The organism is Clostridium sp. MB05 (genome assembly GCF_046581255.1).
Classification (GTDB): Bacteria; Bacillota; Clostridia; order Clostridiales; family Clostridiaceae; genus Clostridium.
Genome location: NZ_CP174370.1, coordinates 309,429 through 331,584 on the forward strand (window position 1 = coordinate 309,429; position 22,156 = coordinate 331,584).

The window sequence follows — 22,156 nt, forward strand, 5'->3', positions numbered from 1 at the left end:
TTATTAATAAGGTAAAATAAGATTGTCATTTATATTTTTATCAATTTCCAATCTTTGATTTTTTAAATACTCTTTTATCTCATTCATTTTTTCTACTTTTTCTTCATATGGATATCCTTGTATGGACATTTTTATTCTTTCAACCTCTAATCCAAATTCATTTAAAATTTCATTATATCTCTCTGATATCATTTCATTTATCATTCCATTTATGAGATAACTCATTTCTTCATCCTTATAGAATTCTAATAATACTTTTAAAATTATAATAAACTCTTCATTAGTCAAATCTTTTTTTAAATATGGTATATCTATTTTATCTTCTTTAACCTTTACTTTTTTTACCATGTTGCAATGTTTACTAACTATTGGTTTTATATCTTGATTATTATAAATTAATTTATATACCCTAAAATACTTATCTTTATTTATATCTGTGATAGGTTCAGCTCCAAATAATATTTTTAATAGAGCTTGTACTCTACGTACAAAATCATATTCTGAGTCCCAATTATAATCATCTTCTTTAAAACCAGTTACTTCTGTAACCAATTCTTTTAATGTATATTTCTTCACTATGTTCTCTCACCTTCTACACATAAATAAACCTTAATCTATCTATTAGATTTCTCAATAATTTTTGTTAAATTTTTAATTAATTTTAACTCTATTTTCTGATTTTATCAACTGATTCATACTATGTCCAAGCTAATTAAAATTATTTTCTAAAACCTTTATAATAATCCTCCATTATTCTATAATAAAATTGCATCTAAAGATATAAAGCCTTAACTTACCTTTATATTTAGTAAGCTAAGACTTTATTATTTTAATTACTTGGTTCAGTTGCCTTTGTGCTTCCTGGATTGAACATATATGTCATCCCAGTATCTCCAATATAGTCAAACGGCATTAATGTTTTATTGTATTCATCAAACATTTCATCCATAGTTAATGATTTATTTAAATGTGGTACAAAATATCTTGATTCATTTCCTTGTTGTTCCTCAAATTTATCTGCCTTCTTATTATTCTCTTCTCTTAAGGAATCCTCCTTAGATTTTTCTTCTTTAACTATAACATCAAAGCCATCATTAATTATACGTTTTATTTCTTCAATTTTCTCTTGTTACCTATATGGTAACTCTGAATAATATTTCAATTTATCTACATTAATCATATCCCTTGCTTTGTTCAATGTATCTCTATCTTTACCTGATAATGCTAACTGCTCTGCTTCTTTTAAAACTATATCAAATTCTTTTATATAGTCTTCCCTTGATTTAATTTCTTCATTAACTTTATCAACATCAGATTTTAGCTTATCATATTTCTTATATTCATTATTCATCTTATCAAGATATTCTTTTGCTTTATCTATATTGTTATATGTATATAATTGTTGACTAGCATTTTGATAACAAGTTACTATATTCCATAGCTTGTCTATCTTTTTACTATTGCTCCCATCAACGACACTAGCTAAAGCCGTTCTTGCATACTCATAGTCACCATCTTCTATTGCTTTTACACTATTTTCTATAATTCTCTTTTCTTCATTATTACTTTTTCCTATAAATCCAATAGCAATTACTGCTATTGTTCCTACTACTATCAAAATCTTTTTATTGAATTTAATCTCTCTACCTTTTATATTCATATTTACTAATTACTCTCGATTCATCTTTTGGTTTACCACTTAGTTTATTATAAATAAACATCCCACCAGCACCTAATATTGCAAGTCCTGCTATCAACTTAATTAGAACACATATCACTGTAAAAAATCCGCCTACCAATCCACCTAAAAAATTAACTATGAAAGCTCCTACTATACAACATACAACCCACATAGTTATAATAGCTCCAAGTCCAAAATGTATAATATCAAAAATCTTGTGTAGAGCTATAAATATTACTGTACCTATTATTAAAGTAATTATTACTGCTATAAAAGTTGTTAATCCTCCCACATCAAAAATGTTCATTATTTCATTTCCCCCTTTGTAAATTTATTATTTTTTAAGGTTATTATCAATTAATCTCTTCACCCACCTTTCTGAATAACCTAATTCTCTAGCAACTTCTTTTAAATTATTCCCATCATAATTCTCTAAAATATATCTAATAATATATTCTTTTGAATATATTCTCATTGGAAAAGTAACTTGTTGCCCTCTATAATGTTTATATATTTCTCTCACAATTTCCTCACCTAACTGTTCATACATATCTGAATATATGCCATTAAAATCATTACTATTTAAAACATATCATAAAATAATCTAATAAAAATCCACCAACTTAGTTGGTGGATCTTTTAAATACACTATTTATGATTAAATTAATATTTTACCATCTTTCATATCAATTATTTTATTTGCATAATTAGCTATATCCTTATCATGAGTAACTAAAATTATAGTTTTATTGTACTTTCTATTTAGCATCTTTAATATATTAATAATTACAAGACTATTTGATTGATCTAATGCACCAGTAGGCTCATCAGCTAATATAAGATTAGATTCTTGTACTAAAGCTCTTGCAATGGCAACTCTTTGTTGTTGCCCACCGGATAGTGTGAAAATTTTTCGTTTTTTTAAATCTGATATACCTAAGTCATCTATATATTCATTGACTTTCTTAAAATCAACTTTTCTTCTTCCGCTAAATTCTAAAGGCAGTAAAATATTTTCAATTACATTCAAATCCTTTATCAAGGAAAAATTCTGAAATATAAAAGAAAATTCTCTATTTCTCATAAATGCTATTTGCTTTTCTGTTTTATCTTTTATATTATTACCTTTAAACATATAGTCACCAGAAGTTTGGGTATCAAGGCATCCTAATATATTTAATAGAGTGCTTTTGCCACACCCTGATGGTCCCATTATACTAATGAAATCACCTTCATTTATCAGTAAATTAATATTATTCAATGCATTGATACTAGAATCTTTACTACCATAAGTTTTCGTAATATTTCTTAGTTGAATCATTCTCTTCCCTCCCTTAGTAACTCTACAGGTGTAACTTTTTTCATTTTAAATATAGAAACTATAAATGAAAAAGCTATAATACTAATATAAATTAAAGAACCTATTAGTATATCTTGAACATTTATATTATTTACAAAGAATTTATATACATTCTTTTTTACTGATATATATGTTATACTTCCCATTAAAAGTGCAAGAACAGAACTCTGTAGTAATTTATAAGAAAATATTTTGAATACATCATTTGTTGTGGCACCTATGGAATATAATATCCCTATGTTATATTTAAATTCAATAATTTTATAATTAATTATTGTAATAAGTATCATTATAGAAAGTACTCCTAAAACTGAAAGCATTAACATATTAAAATAAATTTCATTATTAAAGCTATCTAATAAGTTATCTATATCACTTTTTATAGTTAATAATTCAACCTCTAGACCCTTATCTAAAAGTTGATTGTTTAATTTTTCTATGGCTTCAGTCAAGGAATAATTAGAATTTATTTTCAAAGTCATAGTTGGTATTACGCTAGTTAAATCATAAATTAGTAAACTATCTTCATTACTTCTATCTTCTTCTTTCTGCATTGATAAATTCATTTTAATTGCCATTTCTAATGCTTCTTCATTATATGGAGATAGTATTGCAGTATTTAAATTCTCTACTCCAGTTGCTGGTGTCCCATTGCTAGCAAAAATAAATCTATCTTTCTTCAAGAAACCTACTACTTCAAAGTCTTTTTCTAATGCTTCGCTTTTAATAATTTGACCTACTTCATAAGTTTTCCTAAAAGAGTTGCCCATTATTATAGGAACTTTTTTGCCTTTATTAATAAAATCTTCATCTTGAAAACCATCTCCGACTATATAATCTTTTATATAATCATCATAATATGCTTTATTAATAGAAAATTCATACAAAATATCATCCTTAATTTTTGTTTTTAAATCTTTTTCCTTAGGCTTTTCTATATCTAAAATATTCTTTTGGTAGTATTTCATACTATTAAAATATATTTTATCTATTATATCATTGTCAGTAGTCAAAAATTTATATAAATTTCTTTCTAACTTTAAATCTTCCACTTCTTTAATATCTAATTTCTCTGAATCAACTATTCTAGCTAAATTTGTATAAATTCCATCTTCAAGTGGATAGTTTTTTTCATAATTTTCTACTATATTATTTTTAAAGTTAAATTGAGCTATAGTTGAAAATATTAAAAATACAGTACAAATTTCGAGTAATGTTACTAATAGCATTTCTATCGGTTTTATTTTTATAACTTTATATCTATTTTTCATTCTTTTAACTCCTTAGTAAATTTGTTATTTCAATTTTTGAAAACTTTCTAAGAGATACAAGACTTAGTATAATTATAAATACAAATAAAGTTATAATAGAATATAAGCAACTTTCTATATTTATAATCATATCGAAAATAGTTAGATGTTTAAAAATATCCACCAATCCATAAAATGCTATTAATGATAATATTACAGAAATAATAAACATCTTAATTAGATTTTTAAAAATAAATAAAAATATATCCTTTTTATTAGCTCCAAGTGCTTTTCTTATTGATATATTTTTGTTTATTTTTTCAAACCAAAGTAAAGTAAAAGTAACACTACACAATATTGAAAAAATTATAGCTACAATTAAATTAGTTAGTATGGCTTTTTCAAATTCAAATGCATTAACTATAGGTGATTCATTTTGCTCTCCAGAATTGACATCTACATTCAATATTTCATCTGAAAAACTATTATTAATTGTATTAACAACATCTTGGACATTTTCTTTATCTACATCTATTGTGTAATTATTTGATGGTTCGTTGTTAAATAATTTGCTGTAAACTTTAGGGGGCATTAATATATATATAGAATATTTACTAGCGGTCTCTCTACCTACAATCCCTTTAACCTCATATGCTTCATCAAATATGTCTATAAAAGTTTTGTTATCAACTTTATACGTGAAGTTTAGTAGGTTTTTTCCTACAACAACTACTTTTGATTCAGAGTTAATTTCTTCTTCACTTAAAAATCTACCTGAATGTAAAGGAAAAATATTAGATGTCGATGTATCATGAATACCCTTTACATAATTTATATTCTTTATACTTCTATCATAAATTGCATCTTGGGTTAAATACTTAACATCAGCGTTGTTTAATTTATTATAAAAGACATTGCTATCTATCTCAGACTTTAAATTTATGTTTATGCTAGTCTTGGCATGAGAATATAGCTTTGAGTCATTATAAAAGTCAAAATTACTCTTAAATATAGTTAATGCAAATAAAAACGAAATTAAAGAAATAGTAAATCCTAAAATTACTGATAAATTAAAAGTTTCCTTATAAAAAACTAATCTTTTATTATTCATTTTTCACCTTTCAAAATAATAGGAAGAATCCTTCCTATTATTTTATTTATTAATTTAATCTCTTGATAATCGCAAATACAGACTAGAACTATTAGTAGCTGTTGTGTGTCTACTATTGAAATAAGATGCACTATTATGATATACAGATGTATCTGCAGTGGTTAGATTTATACCTGCATTCCAGTTATAATTTTCTTTACCAGTAAGTTTGTTACCGTTTTTATCAACAGCTTCTGCATATACATATAGACCATCATTACAAGGATTGTGACCCCTTATTCCTTCAAAAGCAGTTCCTGCGGATGCACTTCCTGAAGCAGTGCTTAATTGACCCGTAATTTGGTGATAATCATCTATTTTTTTAGAGTCTCCTGTTGTACCTGCACTTGCAACTACTGGTATTGAAAGACATACTAAACATACAACTGCAATTAACTTTTTTTTCATAAAAACTCATCTCCCTTTAAATATTTTTTTATTTTATCAAACAAGCTTGTCTACATAATATTATCATATAAACTAAGCAAAAAATGTAATACTATGTATGTGTTATTTTTTGTTTAACTCTAAATAATGCTAGTATATAAGATTTTTTAATAATATCCTACAAATTTAAATAATTTTAACCTTTAAATCATATTTGTTTTTGTGGATTTTCCAATTATATTGTAGTATTTTTTTCATTATTGATTAGAAAATATCAAGAAAGAAGTTTGCCGTTATCTATTGAAATAAAGAATTAACATTTGGATATATATTTTTTATGACTAAATTCTCAATAAAAATTAAATTTGAAGTAATAAAGTATATATTGAAAGGAAATAATTCCTTATCAGACACAGTCAAAAAATTTAGAATATTAAAAGGTTTAATAAAAAAGAGGGCAGTAGTTAGTTTTGTTTTCACACAAAACTAACTACTATCCCTATAAACTATTTACTACAAAAAATTTTATAATAAATCAATACCTACATATAATTCTTTTTCAATTTCCCTATACTCATTTATTAATGTCTTTATTAATTCTTCACTCATATATATCAACTCCATAAATCAATTTTAATAGACTTCAATTTATGGTTATTCTATACAACTCTAGTTATATTATAACCCTCGTTTCATTTTATGATTCAACTTTTTTAAGATGGTTAAGCTTTTTTTAAAAGCTACAATTAATTTTCATTAAATATTAACTAAATTTTATTCTTTCTATTAATTCGTTTACTTTATACTGTCTTATAAAAAAAAATAAAGCCTTAATCTATTCTAAAATAGATTAAGACTTACTATATTTATCTTTAATTTAAATTATCTAAAAACTTCTTAACAGTTCCATCTTCATATACATAATATCCATAATAATCTGCTCCTGGAGAGTTAGGACTATTTTTCACACCATAATATACTTCATAATAATTTTTACCATTATTCTTCATATTAGATGATATCCTATATTCATGTCCTGCTTCTGCATTACCATATATTTTAACTACATATGATATTGCTTGTTCTTTAGTAAAGTTATTAGTATTCTGTTTACTTTTCTCTTCCTCTACTTTTCTTGCTTCTTCTTGTTTTTTACTTTCTTCTGCAATTCTATTTGCTTCTATTTCTGCTATTGCTTCCTCACTACTCTTAGCTAGTTCCTCTGCTTTTGCTTTCTGTTCTTCTGTTGCATACTTATTAGGCTCAATACTATCTCCTTTCGATCCTAGAATATTATTATATAAATATACTTTACATTCAGCATATTTTTTATTATTAAATAAACTTTCTGCTTCACTTAATACTAATGAGACATTTTCTACCTCTTTTAAATGACTATCAATTTGACTCTTTAATTTATCTATATCTTCTTTTATAGCATAATTACTATAACCACTATCTATATCGTCTACAATTTTCTTAGCTTCATCTATCTTATTCTCATCAACTAATTTCTTAGCTTGTTGGTATCCTTCTACTATTGAATATAAATTTTTAGCTTCTTTATTATCCTTATCCTCATCTAAAGCTAATTCTAATGATATTAAAGCCTTGGCGTATTCTTTATTCTCTATTGCAACCTTAGCTTGTTCAATAGATTTTTTTATAATACTATTTCCACATCCAACCAACAATAATACCATCATTAGTGATGCTATTATTGACATCTTTCCCTTCATAATTTTTCATCTACTCCTTATTAGCTTTAAATTTATTATATAGATAGTATCCTATAGAACCAATTACTCCTATTATCAAAGCTAGTCTTATTAAAAACCATATTAATGAAAATACTCCTCCCATCAACTCACCTAATATTGTTACTATTGAACCTACTACAAATACAGAACCCGCCCATATAGCAATCATTCCACTACATCCCATATATGGTATATCTAATTTTGAGTATACTCCTATGGATACTATGGTCCCTAGTATAAGAATAACTATCCATATAAAATTCCCCATATCCCTATTCCTCCACTTCTTTTACTTTCAAGCTTTGTTTAATTCCATTTTTATTTATTACCTTTTGTAGCCAATTACAAGTGTATCCTAACTTTCTTGATATTTGCTTTAGGTTCTTTCCATCATAGTGTTTTTTTAAATATTCAATTATATATTTATCTGAGTACAATCTCATTGGAAATGTTATCTGCTGACCCTTATAATTTTCATATACTTTTAAAGTTATATCATGCCCTAAAACCTCAACCATATCTTTGTAGATACCTCTGTAACTTTCACTCTTTCTACTCATACATTCCTTTTCCACCAACTCCTTTACTATTCCCATTAAATATTACCTCCTTTAGAAAGTTTTCATAAGATTGAAAAAACAAGTGATTTTACAAGAGAAAATCACTTGTTTAATTAAAAAAAGAGTTAATGCTTCTTTCATTAGAAACATTAACTCTTTAATCGAATTTATAATATATATTTGAACTTATCAGTAAAAACAGTTAATTTAGCCTTTATTCGCGACTTTTCAACTTTAATGCTACTCTTATTCACATTTTGTGAAATCTCTGTTTTCTGATGTGTTATTGTTGTTTTTTGATATATTTATCTTAATTGATGTACTTTATTTCCAACTATTTATTTTATTGAATGATTTTATTACATTCCTTGATTAGTTATATTATATTAATTGGTTATTTAGTATTCATTACTTCTTATTTATCAATTTATCTTTATTATTATTTTTAATTGAAATATATTTTTTTATCTATTTCAATTCTTATTTTTATCTAAGTCCTTATGCCCCCCTATCCCCCCGTTACTCTGTTCTAGTCCCGAGTTCCTATCTCCAAGTTCCATTATTTATATGTTTTATTTTTTTAACTTTTTTATTTTTAAGTGATTTTATCATCTATCAAGACTTCTTATCATTATTTATTGATTCTATTGATGTTGCCACAACTGTGAGTATAGTACCAACAATTTTAATTATGGTTAGAGCATCCATCTATCCTACCTCCTTTAAAGTGAGTATACATATCTGAATAACTATCTTTTATTACGTACTTATCAACTTCTAAATTAATGTATATTGAAGCTTCTTTACTTAATTTAATCATTGGTTAAACCTCCTAATATTCTTCTGGAAGAATCATTGTTGAATAGTCTCCACTATCTATTACATAGATTTTCTTTTCACTAACTAATTCAACATCTTCTAATTCTATTGAGTATATTTCTTTATACTCTGGAACTTCTTGACTCTGTTCAATTATTATCTTGCTTCCTTGTTTTCTTATCTTAAAAACCTGTAAGTGGTCTAATTCAACAACTCCTTCATCTCTTAACTTATCAATCATACTCCACATAATTAGCTGTAATCTTATATCTACTTCCTCATTAATTCCTCTAGTAATAAATCTGTTATTTTTCTTAAACATTCCCTTTTCTCTCCTTATCATTACAAGTTTTTATAGTCATCTTTCCATTTCTTATTACACCTACACATAAAATTCTTTTCATTACCCTTTTACCTCCTTAAAATAGTAAAAGCCTTAATCACTACATCAATAGCAACTAAGGCTTTATACCTTACTTATTTCTTGTTTTAACATTGTTATAAATTCCTCTGAAAATACTTTATTCTTTATTGATTCTTTTATTAGGTCTATTAATTCTAATTCCGTTACATCAAGGCTTCTTGGAATATAAGTCTCATCACCTCTTCTAGTTGCTTTATATACACAAAACCTTACCTCATTTCTTTTTAGCTCCTTGATATATATCTTTTCTATTGTATATGTGTATTCATCATCTCCAACTTTGCCTTGATTTATTATCTTACAATACTTAGTTTCCTTGATTATCTTCTCTTCTTTTAAATTCTTCTTATTCACATTAAATTAACCTCCATTTATTCTAATAGGAACTTAGAAAGTTCTTCTGTTGTTACTACTACAATTGCATAATCACTTGAAATCAAAAATAAGGAAGAAGTCCAATTAACTCCTTCACTACATTTAATTACATCAGTATATTCTGGTAATACTCCTTTCAATTTATCTTGTTTCAATATTTCGATATCTACGATATTTTCTACTATAAGTACATACCCACCTAAATCATTATCAATATCTCTTTCATATCCATAATTCTCATTGAGTATAGAAATTGTTCCTCTTATACTTTCAATAACCTCTACTCGTAAATTATTAAATTCAATTAATTGACTTTCTTTATAAACCTTTTTCATTATTTATTTCTCCCTTCTAAATATAAAAAACTCTTACCTGTATATTTAATACAAGTAAGAGTTCTACTAAATTAAGCTCTTATAAAATTCTATTGTTGGCTTATCATTATTTGTTAATAGATTTAATTTTTCATATGTTGAATCATATAAGTTATTCTCTTTAGCAAGTTTAATTACTTCATCATAAGATAACTCAAAAATATTGTCCGTTATACTATAGTAAAAATCATCATTAATCACTCCAAAGAAATACTTAACTGAATCCTCATAGTTCATTCTTGGTATATCTTCTAAATCACAATTTTTATCTGTATAACATCCATTTCTATCATTCCATTGTAGAAATTCAGTTATTCTAATTCTTTTAATCTCTTGACTCAATATATCACCCTTCTTAATGCCATGTTTTTTATTCATTATTATTATATATATTTATCCTTTAATTTAAATACTATTTACTATTCATTTGATGCAACTGCTACTAATGAATTTACATAAACATTATCATGTAATATTGTTTGAGCTCCTATTATATCATTTATTATATTTATACAAGGTACATTATCATCTATTTTCAATGTCTTAGCATACTCATATGCACTTAATGGTTTTCCCTTTGATATATTCAACTTATATGCTGGATGTGCAGTTTCAAAATTCTTATTATGTACATATCTTCGTGCAATCCCATTATAATTACTACTATTAGACCTTTGTATTTGCTCCCATATAGTATTATTTAAAGTCCATGCTGAATTATTATTCCCATTTTTATCAAAAATATCATCTCTATCATGAACTACATGATGCTTTATATTAAAATGAGTTAATATCTTTTGATAGAATACCATATTATTTTTAGAACCTGTATTTAATACATATATAGTTCTATCATCGTAATATTTATCTAATATATGCCTAAAAACTATAGCTTCTGTATCTCCTTCTACCAATATTACTTCATCTACATAAAAGGCTTCACAAACGTATGGATTAAATCTATTTATCATCTGAACATAATCTTTATTTTCATTAGCTTGGAATATATCATGTCCAACTTGATAAGTTTCTGTTGTTTCATCATTCAATTTTACTACTCTCACTAACGATGAATGTGGTTTAGATATATCAATCATTATAGGTGAATGTGTAGCACAGATTATTTGAAAAGGACTATCTTCTACCAAACTATATAGTTCCTTTCTTAACGCTCTTGATGCTTTTGGATGCATAAACAGTTCTGGTTCTTCAAATAATATTATATATTTCTTCTTGTTTGTATTAGTATCATTTTTTAGAAATGCTATAAAATTAAATAACGCTTGTCTTATTATTCCGTGACCATGCTGATTTACATTTTCAATTCTATCTACGCCTTCCTTTTTAACGTTAACAGAATGATTCCCTTTAAATGATTTTATAACATCTATTCCACTTTCATCTTTCTGCTCTATTTTTAATGTTAAATCTGGAAAAATATTATTAAATCTCTTACTTATTCTTTCATTATAGTTTAAAACATCATCTGATTCTGTAATTTTCTTCTGCAAATCACTAATTTTCTCAAAGGCTAATTTATACTCTTCTCCAAACTTATCCTGTATTTTTTTCAAGTAGTCCTTCTCAATTATATCATTAACTTTTTTTTCAAATGATTCTGGTGTCTCTAGAGCATTAATAAATATCGGTTCTGGAGCATATTTTGTAAATAAAGTATCTAACCCTCCAAATCCATTTATCACAAAATCATTAACTTTATTATCTGGATTATATGTATATTTTTTGAATGATTTATCAACTTCATTCCATACTTTTTTTATTATGATTTTATTTGTATTAGGATTTACCCATTTATCAATCCACTCTGGCTCTACTGCTGAAAAATCTGTATTGTCTGTATCAAAATCTTCCTTTAAAAACTCTCCTATAATTTCTATAGGATTATTAGTATTATAGTTATTAAAATCTGATTTTTCAGCTTTTTGCTTAGAGTTAACAAAAAACTCATATGCTTTTAAAAAAGTGGATTTTCCTATATCATTTTGTCCTATTAAAAATATAATATTAGAATTCTCAAAATCTATTATATTTTTATCTCCTTTTAATCCTCTAAAATTTTTAATAATGAGTTTACATAACTTCATTAGTTCTCACTCCCTATAATATTTATACTACAATAACAATTTTATCATACTAAATAATAAAGGTCCATATAAAAACTATTTTCTACCAAAATAAACTCTTACTTAAATTCTAAGTAAGAGTTCTAATCTAATTTTTCATATATATTTTTTACTTAATTCCAAAATACTCATTTCTAATCTTGGCTATATATTCTTCTCCAACCTTATCGAAAATATCTAATAATTCATTATAAGTATTTCTATCTGCACCTATTTTATCCCATAAACTTTTTCCAATTAGAACATTATTATCATTATCCATATCAAATAACTTATATGGTATTGCATGTGCCGATTTATAAATCTCACCTTCACCAGCAGGATTATATGGTAAAGCAAAAAATGCTTCTGAATTTTGTTCTGCTGTCATTAATCTTAACATGTCCTTTTTAGCAGTTTCTGTTTGGTCTAAATTAGGTTTTACAGTTTTTAAAGAATAGTATTCTTCTGTTCTATCTTCACGCTTAATGTATAAATCAAATAATACATTAACATCTTGGTATCTGTCCGTTTCTAATTCTCTTAGGAATTCTAATTCCTCACTTACAGTTTTTACTTTTACAGTACTCCCTTTAGCTTTAGTCTTTGAAGTGTTTTTTTGCTTTCTTTGATTTTCTAATATATTATCTATCTTTTCTATTTGCCATGAATTTAATCTTATTGTCTTTACATATTGATTTTCTGCAATAGCTCCCGAACCTTCTGCTATTATTTTAGCTATCTGTTCAAAGATACCTTGTCCTAAAGATGTAACAAAGGAACGTTCAAATTTAGAACCTTTCCATACTTCTATTGGTACTAATCTATACCCAAATGGATTTTTATTTTTTATCTCTTCTTCATTAAACGGTTCTTGAACTGTCCTTTTTTCAACAATTCTCTTCATTACTCCTCTTAAGTGTTCTTCAATTTTATTTCTAGTTTCAATGTTCATATATTTATCCCATCCCTATTATTCAATATAATTATATTATACATTAAAACTATTTAATAAGATAAAAAAAAGTAGAAGATTAATCCCCTACTTTTCTAATATTTCTATTAATTTACTTCCTAATATTTTTGCAACCTTTACTGGTACTGCATTTCCTATTTGAGTATATTGGTCATTTATAGTTCCATTTATTTTATATCCCTTAGGAAATCCTTGAATAGCTATATACTCTTCTATACTTAATGGTCTATCTTCATACGGATGACCTATATTGGTACTTTTTTGTATAGGAGATGTTAGTAATGTAGGACTTGGTTCATTAGCTTTTACTCTTCTAAAATAACCTGTTTTTCCTCCACCTGACTTATATGCTCCACCCATAGCTTTTTCTACTATAGACTCATCTAAATCTCTCCAATTTCCTCCACCTAAAGGTATTAACTTCATATACTTTAATCTTTCTTCTGAATACCTAACATAATTATGTTCTATATTTCCTAAGCTCTTTATAACATCACCCACAGTATTAAATGGATTTTCTGTATTCTTCCCATGTGTTATCTCTGGAAATGTATATACTTTATTTAAATCTTTTCTTATACCTACAAATATTACTCTTTCCCTTTTCTGTGGAACACCATACTCAGCAGAATTTACTACCTTATATTTAACATCATAGTCCTTAACTTGATTTAATAGATATTCTAATGCACTACCATTCTGCTCTTCTTTTTCTAATGGTGGAAAATCTTTTCCTCTTTCATTTAATGGTCTATGTTTTAATGGTGCTGAAAGTAATCCTTTTACATTCTCTAATAAGAATGCTTTAGGTTCTACCTCTTCAATTAAATCTATGAATTTTAACATAGCCATTCCTCTTTCATCAGAAAAAGCCTTTCTTTTTCCAGCCGTACTGAAACTTTGACATGGGCTTCCTCCAAAGATTAAATCTACCTCATCATCATGCTTTAAATTAGCATCATGATATATTTTTTCTTTAGAGTATTCCATAATATCTCCATTTACTACATTAAATGTAGGATTATTTTGTTTTAATGTTACACAGTATTTTTCTTCTAATTCTACACTCAATTTTACATCAAAGCCTGCTTCATGTATCCCTATATCTAATCCGCCAGCTCCTGCAAAAAATGAAATTGCAATTCTACTCATTTTTACACCTCTTGAAATATTATGTCGTTGTAATTATAACATTTTTTTTGAAATCGGTCCACTACTTTTTTAATTCTTCCCTCAAACATTTGTTCTATTCATATTTTCTATTGAATTTAAAGGAACTATACCAAAATTATCCGTATAGTTCCTATCAAATATAATATCTATTTTTTGTAAAAACCGCATTTACTTATGGTACGGTTCATTCTTCATTATCCTAAATGCTCTATAAATTTGCTCTAAAAGCATAACTCTAAATAGTTGATGGGGGAAAGTCATTTTTGAAAAACAAAGCTTGTAATTTGCTCTTTTAATAACACTTTGTGATAATCCCAAACTTCCCCCAATTATAAATGCTATATTAGAATTACCCATCACTCCACAGTTCTCTATGAAACCTGCAAACTTCTCTGATGTTAAGTTTTCTCCCTTTAAGTCCATTGCCACCACAAACATATTATCTTTTATTTTTGATAATATAAGATCTCCTTCTTTATCTTTTATTTGTAGTTCTTCTTTTTCTGATGCATTATCTGGAGTTTTCTCGTCTGGAAGTTCTATTATCTCTAGTTTACAGTATCTACTTAACCTTTTAGAGTATTCATCTATTGCTTGCTTTAAATATTTTTCTTTTAGCTTTCCTACAGAAATTATTGTTATATTCATATTATTCTCTCCTCATATGTTCTAGGTTATATTGCTTTATTCTATATATCTTTGATTATATAATTCAGTAGATTTATCCTTATCAGATATCTCATTAAAATTACCTACTTCTATGAAGCTATCTGCATTTGTAAAGTTATCTACATCAATTATTGTTGTTCCTTTTTCAACTAGAGGCCTTTTCTTTAAATATATTCTAAGTACGTCAGCGTTATATACAGCCTTTATTCTATTTGATTCTATATTTGGTACATAGAAACTCTTTTGAAAACTTGATCCCTCTTGAAAAACTGCAACCATTGAATTTTCATTACTAAAAATTTTATTTTTTTTAACTTTAATTGTTATATGATCCTCTTCATAGTCTATATCTATATCCTTCTTATTTATTCCTATTAGCTTTCCTTCTATTAGATATCTATCACCATAATCTATAAAGTCTAAGTTTGATTCATCTTCAATGCTATCCAGAACAGAACCTACAACATCACTATTTAAAACTGTATCTACTATATTATTCATTAGCTCTTCATTTGTGATTAATGTTGTGAAAACCTGATTAAATACACTATTAAATGTTCCACCAAATATACTAATTATATCATTTCCACTACTAAAACTTTTCTGATTGTAATCAATATTATTATTGTTATTATTCATGCTTCCACTAAACATCCCACTCATCATATTATTTATTAAAAAAGGGAACATTTCAAACATTTTTTATCTCCTGCCTTATAAATTCTTATATAATATAATTATTTTATATAAGAATTTTTGACACAAAAAATAGCTAGTAAATTCAAGTGTTCTACAAATTTACTAGCTTAATTAATCTAATAACCTATATTATCGTTTATAAAAATTACATGAATCCTATCTTTTTTACTTTGGCTTGCAATAACAGTAAACTCTCTACATATTTTTTCTTTGCTCTTACAATCCATACAATATCCGACTTTAGCACATGGAGTATGTTTATTTAATCGCTTAGCATTCGCTGGTGCTGCCACTTCTCTAATTCTTTTAATAGCTTCATCTATATTCTTAACTATCTTATTTACTCCAACTAAAAGAATAACTTTTTCTGGACCATATAGCATAGCTGCAACTCTATTTCCATTACCATCAACGTTATATAATTTTCCATCCTCTGTTACCGCATTACTGCTAGCAAAATATGCATCTGCAAAAAAGCTTTCTTTAAATATTTGTGTGATTTTTTCTTGAGTTAATCCACCTTCATATCTATCTAAGAATTTATACCTTCCACTTCTTAAGTGATCTATAACTCCATACTCAAATAAGGACATAGATCCTCCGCAAGATACTGTAGATTTATCCGCAACTAATTCCTCTATTTTTGATATTAACTCTTCCTTTGTTTTCACTAAATAACCATTCATATTATTAGATTTTAATGCTTCTATTGTTTTAATTATCTTTTGCTCATTAACCAAATTAAGATTACTATCCATATAAGCTCCTCCATTAATTATATAATAGTCTTATTATAATAAATTAACTTTGACTTTAAAAGCTTTTGTAAATATAAAACTTTTTCTTATAAATTTTAAATATATTAATAAAAGTGAATAATTAAATTACTCATTTTTATTTTTCATTATATATTTCTTTTACCTTTGTTGGCAATTTGCTAGTTTCCACCTCTTCATAGCTTTTTGCTTTATCATCTTTTACATATATCATTAGATATCTGTCACTCTTTAAAACTTTATTTGCTGTAAATGTAACTAGCTTTTCGCTGCCATTCTTATCGTACCCATTTATTTTATATTCATATGTTTTGTATCTTGGATCAGTTGTTATATCCTCATATTCATTTACTGTTTTAATATAATACTTTGTTGAGCCTAATGTAATTAACTTATTAGAATTTATCAATAATAAAACACCACTTAAAATTAGTATAAAAACAACAATTCCTATTGCTTTTTTCATATTATTACTCTCCTTAAAATTTACTTTAAATAAATTATATATGCTTTATTCATAAACTCATATTTATAACAATTACATTAACCTTTCATTTTTGTAATAAAAAAGTCGCCAAGGCAACTGTGGAGCCGTCGACTTTTTTTAGCGCATGTGCATTTCCGAAGCTTGCCTGAGGAAAATCTTGCACGCGCACTATATTCTATTTTTTATTCTTTAGGCCCATAAGCTTTAATTAAAGAAAGTGATTAAATTATCTACAATTAAATTAGAAATATGATTTCCTAAAGAATAAAAAAAGACCTATATTTAATAGGTCCTTGTAAAATTATTTTCCGCAACACTTCTTATATTTTTTTCCACTTCCACATGTGCAAGGGTCGTTTCTTCCTATTTTGTTATCATTTCTTACCATTGCAGAATCTCTATATTTCTTTTGAATTTCTTTTCTCTTTTCTGGTGAGAATATTCCTTCCCATTGTGGTAATGTGTATAGATATTCTGCCTTAGCATCTAACATATTAAAGTATAAATTTTCTAAATCTACTTCTAATGATATTTCATCAGTAGCTGTTACAGCTTCTAAATCAAGTGTATTTTTTAGACTATCATTTATTCCATCAATAAATCCCATAATAAATTCTGGAGTTGTATTGTTATTATTAGCTAGTTCATCTATTGTAAAAGTAAACTTCTCCTTATGCTTTGCTAATAACTCTTTGTATAAAGCTTTTTCTATTTCCATATACTCATCCCAAAAAGCTTGTTCCCCTTTTGTCTTAACATATTCAACTACCATATCTGTCCATTGTTTATATAAACTCATATCTCATTCTCCTTCTTAAACGGTTTTTATATTAATTATAATAAATTTTTATTCATTAGTCTTAACAATATAAGATGCTTCTTCATTGCAATAACTACACTTATTCCCTTTTAATTCTTCTATAATAGGAAATGTTTCTTCGTAATTAATTAAATCATCCATTGCATCATCAATATGAACTTCACATGCATATATTTTTTTACTATCCATTATAATTCATCTTCTTCCTTATAACTAAATTTCTATTAAGTTGCTTGGAGCATGCCTGCTTGCCATAGTTAAGAAAATATCTTCTTGCTGGACTATATTATTTTCATGAAGTACTGAATTAACTGTTTGTAAAGCTAAATCAGGATGATTATTAGTTCCACTTAAATGACCTAATATTATCTTTTTATGTAATTTATATCTAACTAGATCAACAATTGCTTTGCCACAATCCTCATTAGATAAATGACCAACCTCGCTTAATATTCTTCTTTTTAAGTTATATGGATATGGCCCAAATTTCAACATATTTACATCATGATTACTTTCTAACAAAATAATCTCTGAGTCTCTTATATTCTCTCTTATTTCTTCTGTATATATTCCAAAGTCCGTTGTAACACTAATTTTTTTTCCTTTAGAATGCATAGTGTATCCAACTGGTGCAGCTGCATCATGAGGTATATTGAATGATATTACATCTAAATCTTTTATTGATAAGGTAGATCTTCTATCCATTATCCTTATATTATGTTCTTTTATTTTTCCTATATTCCCTTCCATAACCGCCCACGTATCTGCATTGCTATATATAGGAATATCATATTTACGTGATAATACACCTATTCCTTTTATGTGATCTGAGTGCTCATGAGTTACAAATATTCCATCTATCTCATTAGGATTTTCTCCTATACTCTTTAAGGCATCATCTATTTTTTTTCCTGGTAACCCCGCATCTATTAATATCTTAGCATTTTCTGAAGCGATAAACATGCTATTGCCACTGCTCCCACTATATAATGAGCAAAACTTCATTTTTCCATCCCTCACGTAGATACTATTCTACTACTCTTACTATATCTGCTCCTAAAGCAGTAAATTTATTTTCAATATGCGGATATCCTCTATCTATATGCTCTATTTCTAATATTTCGGTTACGCCTTCTGCAATTAATCCTGCTATAACCATAGCAGCTCCAGCTCTTAGATCTGTCGCTATAACTTTAGATCCTACTAATTTATCAATTCCCTCTACTATAGCAGTTCTACCTTCTACCTTTATAGTTGCACCCATTTTCTTTAATTCATCTATATGCTTATGTCTACTTTCCCAAATACTTTCAGCTATTAAACTTTTTCCTGGAACAACACTTAATAAAGCTGACATTGGTTGCTGTACATCTGTTGGAAATCCTGGATATGGAGCTGTTTTTACATTAACTCCCTTTAAATCTCCTTCAACATAAACCCTAACACTATCATCGCCCTCTTCAACTATTGCTCCCATTTCAGTAAGTTTTGCTGCAATTGATTCTAAGTGCTTTGGTATAACATTTTTTATAGTAACATCACCTTTTGTTGCTGCTGCTGCAATCATAAAGGTCCCTGCTTCTATTTGATCTGGTATAACACTATAATTGCATCCTGATAACTTTTCAACACCCTTTACTCTAATTACATCCGTTCCTGCACCTTTTATATCTGCGCCCATAGAGTTTAAGAAGTTTGCAACGTCTACTACATGCGGTTCTTTTGCAACATTTTCAAGTATAGTTGTTCCTTCTGCTAAAGTCGCTGCTATCATAACATTTATAGTTGCTCCAACTGTAACAACATCAAAGAATATATTTGCTCCATGTAAGTGTTCAGCTTCTACAGTAACAGCTCCATGCTCTATACTTACTTTTGCACCTAATGCTTCAAATCCTTTTATATGTTGGTCTATTGGTCTAACTCCTATAGGGCATCCCCCTGGAAGTTCTACCCTTGCTTTTTTAAATCTTGATAATAAAGCTCCTATAAAATAATATGATGCTCTCATTCTTCTTACATCATCAGTACATGCCTCTACACTTATTACATCACTTGCATCTATTTCTAAAGTGTTATTATCTATTTTATTTACTGAGCATCCAAGGCTAACTAAAATTCTTTCAAGACAATGAACATCTTCTATATCTGGTACATTATCTATTAAACACTTTCCTTCACTAGCCATTATTGCTGCTGGTAATATAGCTACAGCTGAATTTTTAGCACCATTTATATCAACTGAACCATTTAAAACTTTTCCTCCATTTATAACTAACTTTTCCATCCATTTCACCCTTATCATAATTTATATATATCTATTAATCTTTCCTAATATTTCAACTATTATCCATCATTATTCTGTAATAATTTAGTTTTCTTAAAAACTTACAATACTCATTATAACATAAAAATAATTTAAGGAAATAGAGTTTTTTCTTCCAAAACTCTTTTTTAATAACCTTTTTTACTACCTTTATAATATTCAAACTTTTCTTTATATATCTTTTTTAATTTTTTGTAATATGTTATAATTTATAAAAACGTTTATATGTAATTTTAAATACATATAAATTAATTTAATATGAGAGGCTAAATCTATGAAATATTACTTAGTAGCATTATTTGATGATGAATCTTATAAAAATTTAAATCCTATTCAAAAAAATCTTTCTAAAAGATTTAGAGCTAATAGGAGCTCTCCAACACCATATATTCCTTTAGAAGTAATTGAAAATCCTAATATAGAGAAATTAGATGTTGTTATAGATAAAATAGTGAAGCCTTATAAGAATTTTAAGGTTCAATTATCTACTGAAGTTTCAATTTCAGAAACTAACAAAACTCTAAATATGAGAATAGAGGATGTTGGGTATATAAAAAGACTTACTAGACTAATGAGCGATACCTTAAAGCTATATGGATTTAACACACAAAATTATAGTAGTGAGCCATCAATGCATATATCCTTAGCTAGTCTTAATTATATTCCAAAAGATATGAAAAAGTTTGATGGTGAAGTTAACTTTAAATCTAATTGTGAAACTCTTAAAGTTGATAGAATTGAAATATGGAAATTTTCTACTAATAAAAGAGAAACATTAGTAAAAAGTTATCCTTTAAAAAAGAATTTATATCTTTAATATTGAAAAGTGCTTAATTTTTTAAGCACTTTTTTATATTTTCATAATATATAAAAAATTTATTTTTTTGTATTCGTTTACCACACTTTTCATTTATGAAATCTTTTTGTAAAATATATTATAGTAAATCCTTAAAAACAGGGGGATATTTATGGAAATTATAGCTTTCTTTGAATCACAAAGAGAAAAAAACAAACAAATCATTATTGATAGTACTCTAAGTGAATATAAAATTTGGGCTAGAAAACATCTAGAACTACATACAAAACTTAGCTCATTAGCTGATGAAACTAAGTGTTATAAATATTGGATAGATAATGATAATCCAATAAATAAATCAGTATTGTTCGAAAAATACTTAGATTGCTTTGACCATATCATTAATATTGGAATTGATAGGCACTATGATCATATTAAGGAAGTTGTTATAAAGCCAAATGATTATTGCTTAAGTGATCAATTTTTAAATCTTTTTATAGATTTAAATGACTTAATAATATCACCTTCTGATGATCATTACATGACTCTTATTGAAGATTTTATAAGTCTAGGAATTACTTTAGGCTATTCAGAATCTAAAATTAAAGAATCATTTATTAGTAGATAATAAAAAACCTTCTAGATTTCTAGGAGGTTTTTTAATATTTCTTTATCATAAGTGTAATACTATCTTAGAGGTGATTTTATATGTTAGCAATTTTATATGCAATAATCTCGGGGATATCTATGACACTTCAAGGTGTTTTTAATACTAAGTTAGAAGAAAAAGTTGGAACCTGGGAAACAAACGTTATAGTACAAGGAACCGCACTTATTGTAACATTAATTATTGTAATGTTTTTTGGCAAAGGAAGTTTCAAGAATGTAAAAGATGTAAATAAAATCTATTTACTAGGTGGAGTCCTTGGCGTAATAATTATTTTTACTGTTATGAGAAGTATTGGCGCAATGGGTGCTACATGTGGTATCGCTATAATTTTAGTTGCACAACTTGCTTCTGCTGGAGTTGTTGATGCTTTTGGTTTATTTGGTGTTGAAAAAATATCTTTTCATCTTAGAGAGTTTATTGGAATAGCTATAATGATATTAGGAATTATTATATTTAAGTGGAGAGTGTAAGCTCTCTTCTTTTTTACTCTTTAGAAAATTA

At 26.7% G+C, this 22,156-nt stretch carries 30 protein-coding genes; 3 read left to right on the forward strand and 27 right to left on the reverse strand.

Features of this window, described 5'->3' with window-relative positions; genetic code table 11:
- Nucleotides 1–3: 3 nt before the first annotated feature.
- The 27 genes from ACH36K_RS01460 to ACH36K_RS01590 all read right to left on the reverse strand — a co-directional run bounded on the left by ACH36K_RS01460 (nt 4) and on the right by ACH36K_RS01590 (nt 20,150).
- Complete coding sequence (locus ACH36K_RS01460; protein WP_411169265.1) at nt 4–576, reverse strand: hypothetical protein; 573 nt, start codon at nt 574–576, stop codon at nt 4–6.
- A gap of 553 nt (nt 577–1,129) precedes the next feature.
- On the reverse strand, nt 1,130–1,660 hold the full coding sequence (locus ACH36K_RS01465; RefSeq protein ID WP_411169266.1) for a hypothetical protein: 531 nt from the start codon (nt 1,658–1,660) through the stop codon (nt 1,130–1,132).
- A complete protein-coding gene (locus tag ACH36K_RS01470) occupies nt 1,644–1,988 on the reverse strand; it encodes a hypothetical protein (protein ID WP_411169267.1) in 345 nt (114 codons plus the stop codon). The genes ACH36K_RS01465 and ACH36K_RS01470 overlap by 17 nt, the downstream gene beginning before the upstream one ends.
- A gap of 27 nt (nt 1,989–2,015) precedes the next feature.
- Nucleotides 2,016–2,231, reverse strand: coding sequence for a Mor transcription activator family protein (locus ACH36K_RS01475; RefSeq protein ID WP_411169268.1), 216 nt, complete (start codon nt 2,229–2,231; stop codon nt 2,016–2,018).
- Nucleotides 2,232–2,339: 108 nt separating this feature from the next.
- On the reverse strand, nt 2,340–3,002 hold the full coding sequence (locus ACH36K_RS01480) for an ABC transporter ATP-binding protein (protein WP_411169269.1): 663 nt from the start codon (nt 3,000–3,002) through the stop codon (nt 2,340–2,342).
- A complete protein-coding gene (locus tag ACH36K_RS01485) occupies nt 2,999–4,312 on the reverse strand; it encodes an FtsX-like permease family protein (RefSeq protein WP_411169270.1) in 1,314 nt (437 codons plus the stop codon). The genes ACH36K_RS01480 and ACH36K_RS01485 overlap by 4 nt, the downstream gene beginning before the upstream one ends.
- A 4-nt stretch (nt 4,313–4,316) precedes the next feature.
- Nucleotides 4,317–5,402 carry an ABC transporter permease gene (locus ACH36K_RS01490; RefSeq protein ID WP_411169271.1) on the reverse strand — a complete coding sequence of 362 codons (1,086 nt, stop codon included), beginning with the start codon at nt 5,400–5,402 and terminating at the stop codon, nt 4,317–4,319.
- Nucleotides 5,403–5,456: 54 nt separating this feature from the next.
- Entirely contained in the window at nt 5,457–5,849 is a 393-nt protein-coding gene (locus ACH36K_RS01495; protein ID WP_411169272.1) for a hypothetical protein, read from the reverse strand.
- An 851-nt stretch (nt 5,850–6,700) separates the two neighbouring features.
- Nucleotides 6,701–7,567 (reverse strand): hypothetical protein, encoded by an 867-nt coding sequence (locus ACH36K_RS01500; RefSeq protein WP_411169273.1) that lies wholly within the window; start codon nt 7,565–7,567, stop codon nt 6,701–6,703.
- Nucleotides 7,568–7,577: 10 nt separating this feature from the next.
- Complete coding sequence (locus ACH36K_RS01505; RefSeq protein ID WP_411169274.1) at nt 7,578–7,856, reverse strand: hypothetical protein; 279 nt, start codon at nt 7,854–7,856, stop codon at nt 7,578–7,580.
- A 4-nt stretch (nt 7,857–7,860) separates the two neighbouring features.
- A complete protein-coding gene (locus tag ACH36K_RS01510) occupies nt 7,861–8,184 on the reverse strand; it encodes a Mor transcription activator family protein (RefSeq protein ID WP_411169275.1) in 324 nt (107 codons plus the stop codon).
- A 649-nt stretch (nt 8,185–8,833) separates the two neighbouring features.
- Nucleotides 8,834–8,968: a hypothetical protein gene (locus ACH36K_RS01515; protein ID WP_411169276.1), complete on the reverse strand. Its 135-nt coding sequence runs from the start codon at nt 8,966–8,968 to the stop codon at nt 8,834–8,836.
- A 12-nt stretch (nt 8,969–8,980) separates the two neighbouring features.
- Nucleotides 8,981–9,289 (reverse strand): DUF960 family protein, encoded by a 309-nt coding sequence (locus ACH36K_RS01520; RefSeq protein ID WP_411169277.1) that lies wholly within the window; start codon nt 9,287–9,289, stop codon nt 8,981–8,983.
- Nucleotides 9,290–9,433: 144 nt separating this feature from the next.
- The gene (locus ACH36K_RS01525) at nt 9,434–9,745 is read right to left on the reverse strand and encodes a hypothetical protein (protein ID WP_411169278.1); all 312 of its coding nucleotides are present in this window, start codon (nt 9,743–9,745) and stop codon (nt 9,434–9,436) included.
- A 17-nt stretch (nt 9,746–9,762) separates the two neighbouring features.
- Nucleotides 9,763–10,101 carry a hypothetical protein gene (locus ACH36K_RS01530; protein ID WP_411169279.1) on the reverse strand — a complete coding sequence of 113 codons (339 nt, stop codon included), beginning with the start codon at nt 10,099–10,101 and terminating at the stop codon, nt 9,763–9,765.
- 66 nt (nt 10,102–10,167) lie between these two features.
- A complete protein-coding gene (locus ACH36K_RS01535; RefSeq protein WP_411169280.1) occupies nt 10,168–10,518 on the reverse strand; it encodes a hypothetical protein in 351 nt (116 codons plus the stop codon).
- Between the two features lie 41 nt (nt 10,519–10,559).
- Complete coding sequence (locus tag ACH36K_RS01540; RefSeq protein ID WP_411169281.1) at nt 10,560–12,245, reverse strand: ATP-dependent nuclease; 1,686 nt, start codon at nt 12,243–12,245, stop codon at nt 10,560–10,562.
- Nucleotides 12,246–12,393: 148 nt separating this feature from the next.
- Nucleotides 12,394–13,218: a TdeIII family type II restriction endonuclease gene (locus ACH36K_RS01545; RefSeq protein WP_411169282.1), complete on the reverse strand. Its 825-nt coding sequence runs from the start codon at nt 13,216–13,218 to the stop codon at nt 12,394–12,396.
- A gap of 87 nt (nt 13,219–13,305) precedes the next feature.
- Complete coding sequence (locus ACH36K_RS01550) at nt 13,306–14,391, reverse strand: DNA cytosine methyltransferase (RefSeq protein ID WP_411169283.1); 1,086 nt, start codon at nt 14,389–14,391, stop codon at nt 13,306–13,308.
- Between the two features lie 189 nt (nt 14,392–14,580).
- Complete coding sequence (rlmH, locus tag ACH36K_RS01555) at nt 14,581–15,060, reverse strand: 23S rRNA (pseudouridine(1915)-N(3))-methyltransferase RlmH (protein WP_411169284.1); 480 nt, start codon at nt 15,058–15,060, stop codon at nt 14,581–14,583.
- Nucleotides 15,061–15,096: 36 nt separating this feature from the next.
- Nucleotides 15,097–15,780: an Hsp20 family protein gene (locus ACH36K_RS01560; protein WP_411169285.1), complete on the reverse strand. Its 684-nt coding sequence runs from the start codon at nt 15,778–15,780 to the stop codon at nt 15,097–15,099.
- A gap of 116 nt (nt 15,781–15,896) precedes the next feature.
- Nucleotides 15,897–16,538 (reverse strand): lactate utilization protein, encoded by a 642-nt coding sequence (locus tag ACH36K_RS01565; protein WP_411169286.1) that lies wholly within the window; start codon nt 16,536–16,538, stop codon nt 15,897–15,899.
- Between the two features lie 136 nt (nt 16,539–16,674).
- A complete protein-coding gene (locus tag ACH36K_RS01570; RefSeq protein ID WP_411169287.1) occupies nt 16,675–17,022 on the reverse strand; it encodes a YxeA family protein in 348 nt (115 codons plus the stop codon).
- A gap of 322 nt (nt 17,023–17,344) precedes the next feature.
- Nucleotides 17,345–17,842 (reverse strand): SEC-C metal-binding domain-containing protein, encoded by a 498-nt coding sequence (locus ACH36K_RS01575; protein ID WP_411169288.1) that lies wholly within the window; start codon nt 17,840–17,842, stop codon nt 17,345–17,347.
- 48 nt (nt 17,843–17,890) lie between these two features.
- Complete coding sequence (locus ACH36K_RS01580) at nt 17,891–18,052, reverse strand: CxxH/CxxC protein (protein WP_411169289.1); 162 nt, start codon at nt 18,050–18,052, stop codon at nt 17,891–17,893.
- A gap of 24 nt (nt 18,053–18,076) precedes the next feature.
- On the reverse strand, nt 18,077–18,868 hold the full coding sequence (locus tag ACH36K_RS01585; RefSeq protein WP_411169290.1) for an MBL fold metallo-hydrolase: 792 nt from the start codon (nt 18,866–18,868) through the stop codon (nt 18,077–18,079).
- A gap of 22 nt (nt 18,869–18,890) precedes the next feature.
- Nucleotides 18,891–20,150, reverse strand: coding sequence for a UDP-N-acetylglucosamine 1-carboxyvinyltransferase (locus ACH36K_RS01590; protein WP_411169291.1), 1,260 nt, complete (start codon nt 20,148–20,150; stop codon nt 18,891–18,893).
- 313 nt (nt 20,151–20,463) lie between these two features.
- Between ACH36K_RS01590 and ACH36K_RS01595 the strand changes: the two genes are divergently transcribed.
- The 3 genes from ACH36K_RS01595 (at nt 20,464) to ACH36K_RS01605 (ending at nt 22,125) form a co-directional block, all read left to right on the forward strand.
- Nucleotides 20,464–21,006: a hypothetical protein gene (locus tag ACH36K_RS01595; protein ID WP_411169292.1), complete on the forward strand. Its 543-nt coding sequence runs from the start codon at nt 20,464–20,466 to the stop codon at nt 21,004–21,006.
- A 151-nt stretch (nt 21,007–21,157) separates the two neighbouring features.
- Nucleotides 21,158–21,613: a dUTP diphosphatase gene (locus ACH36K_RS01600; protein WP_411169293.1), complete on the forward strand. Its 456-nt coding sequence runs from the start codon at nt 21,158–21,160 to the stop codon at nt 21,611–21,613.
- Nucleotides 21,614–21,693: 80 nt separating this feature from the next.
- Nucleotides 21,694–22,125: a DMT family transporter gene (locus ACH36K_RS01605; RefSeq protein WP_322458883.1), complete on the forward strand. Its 432-nt coding sequence runs from the start codon at nt 21,694–21,696 to the stop codon at nt 22,123–22,125.
- Nucleotides 22,126–22,156: the final 31 nt, after the last annotated feature.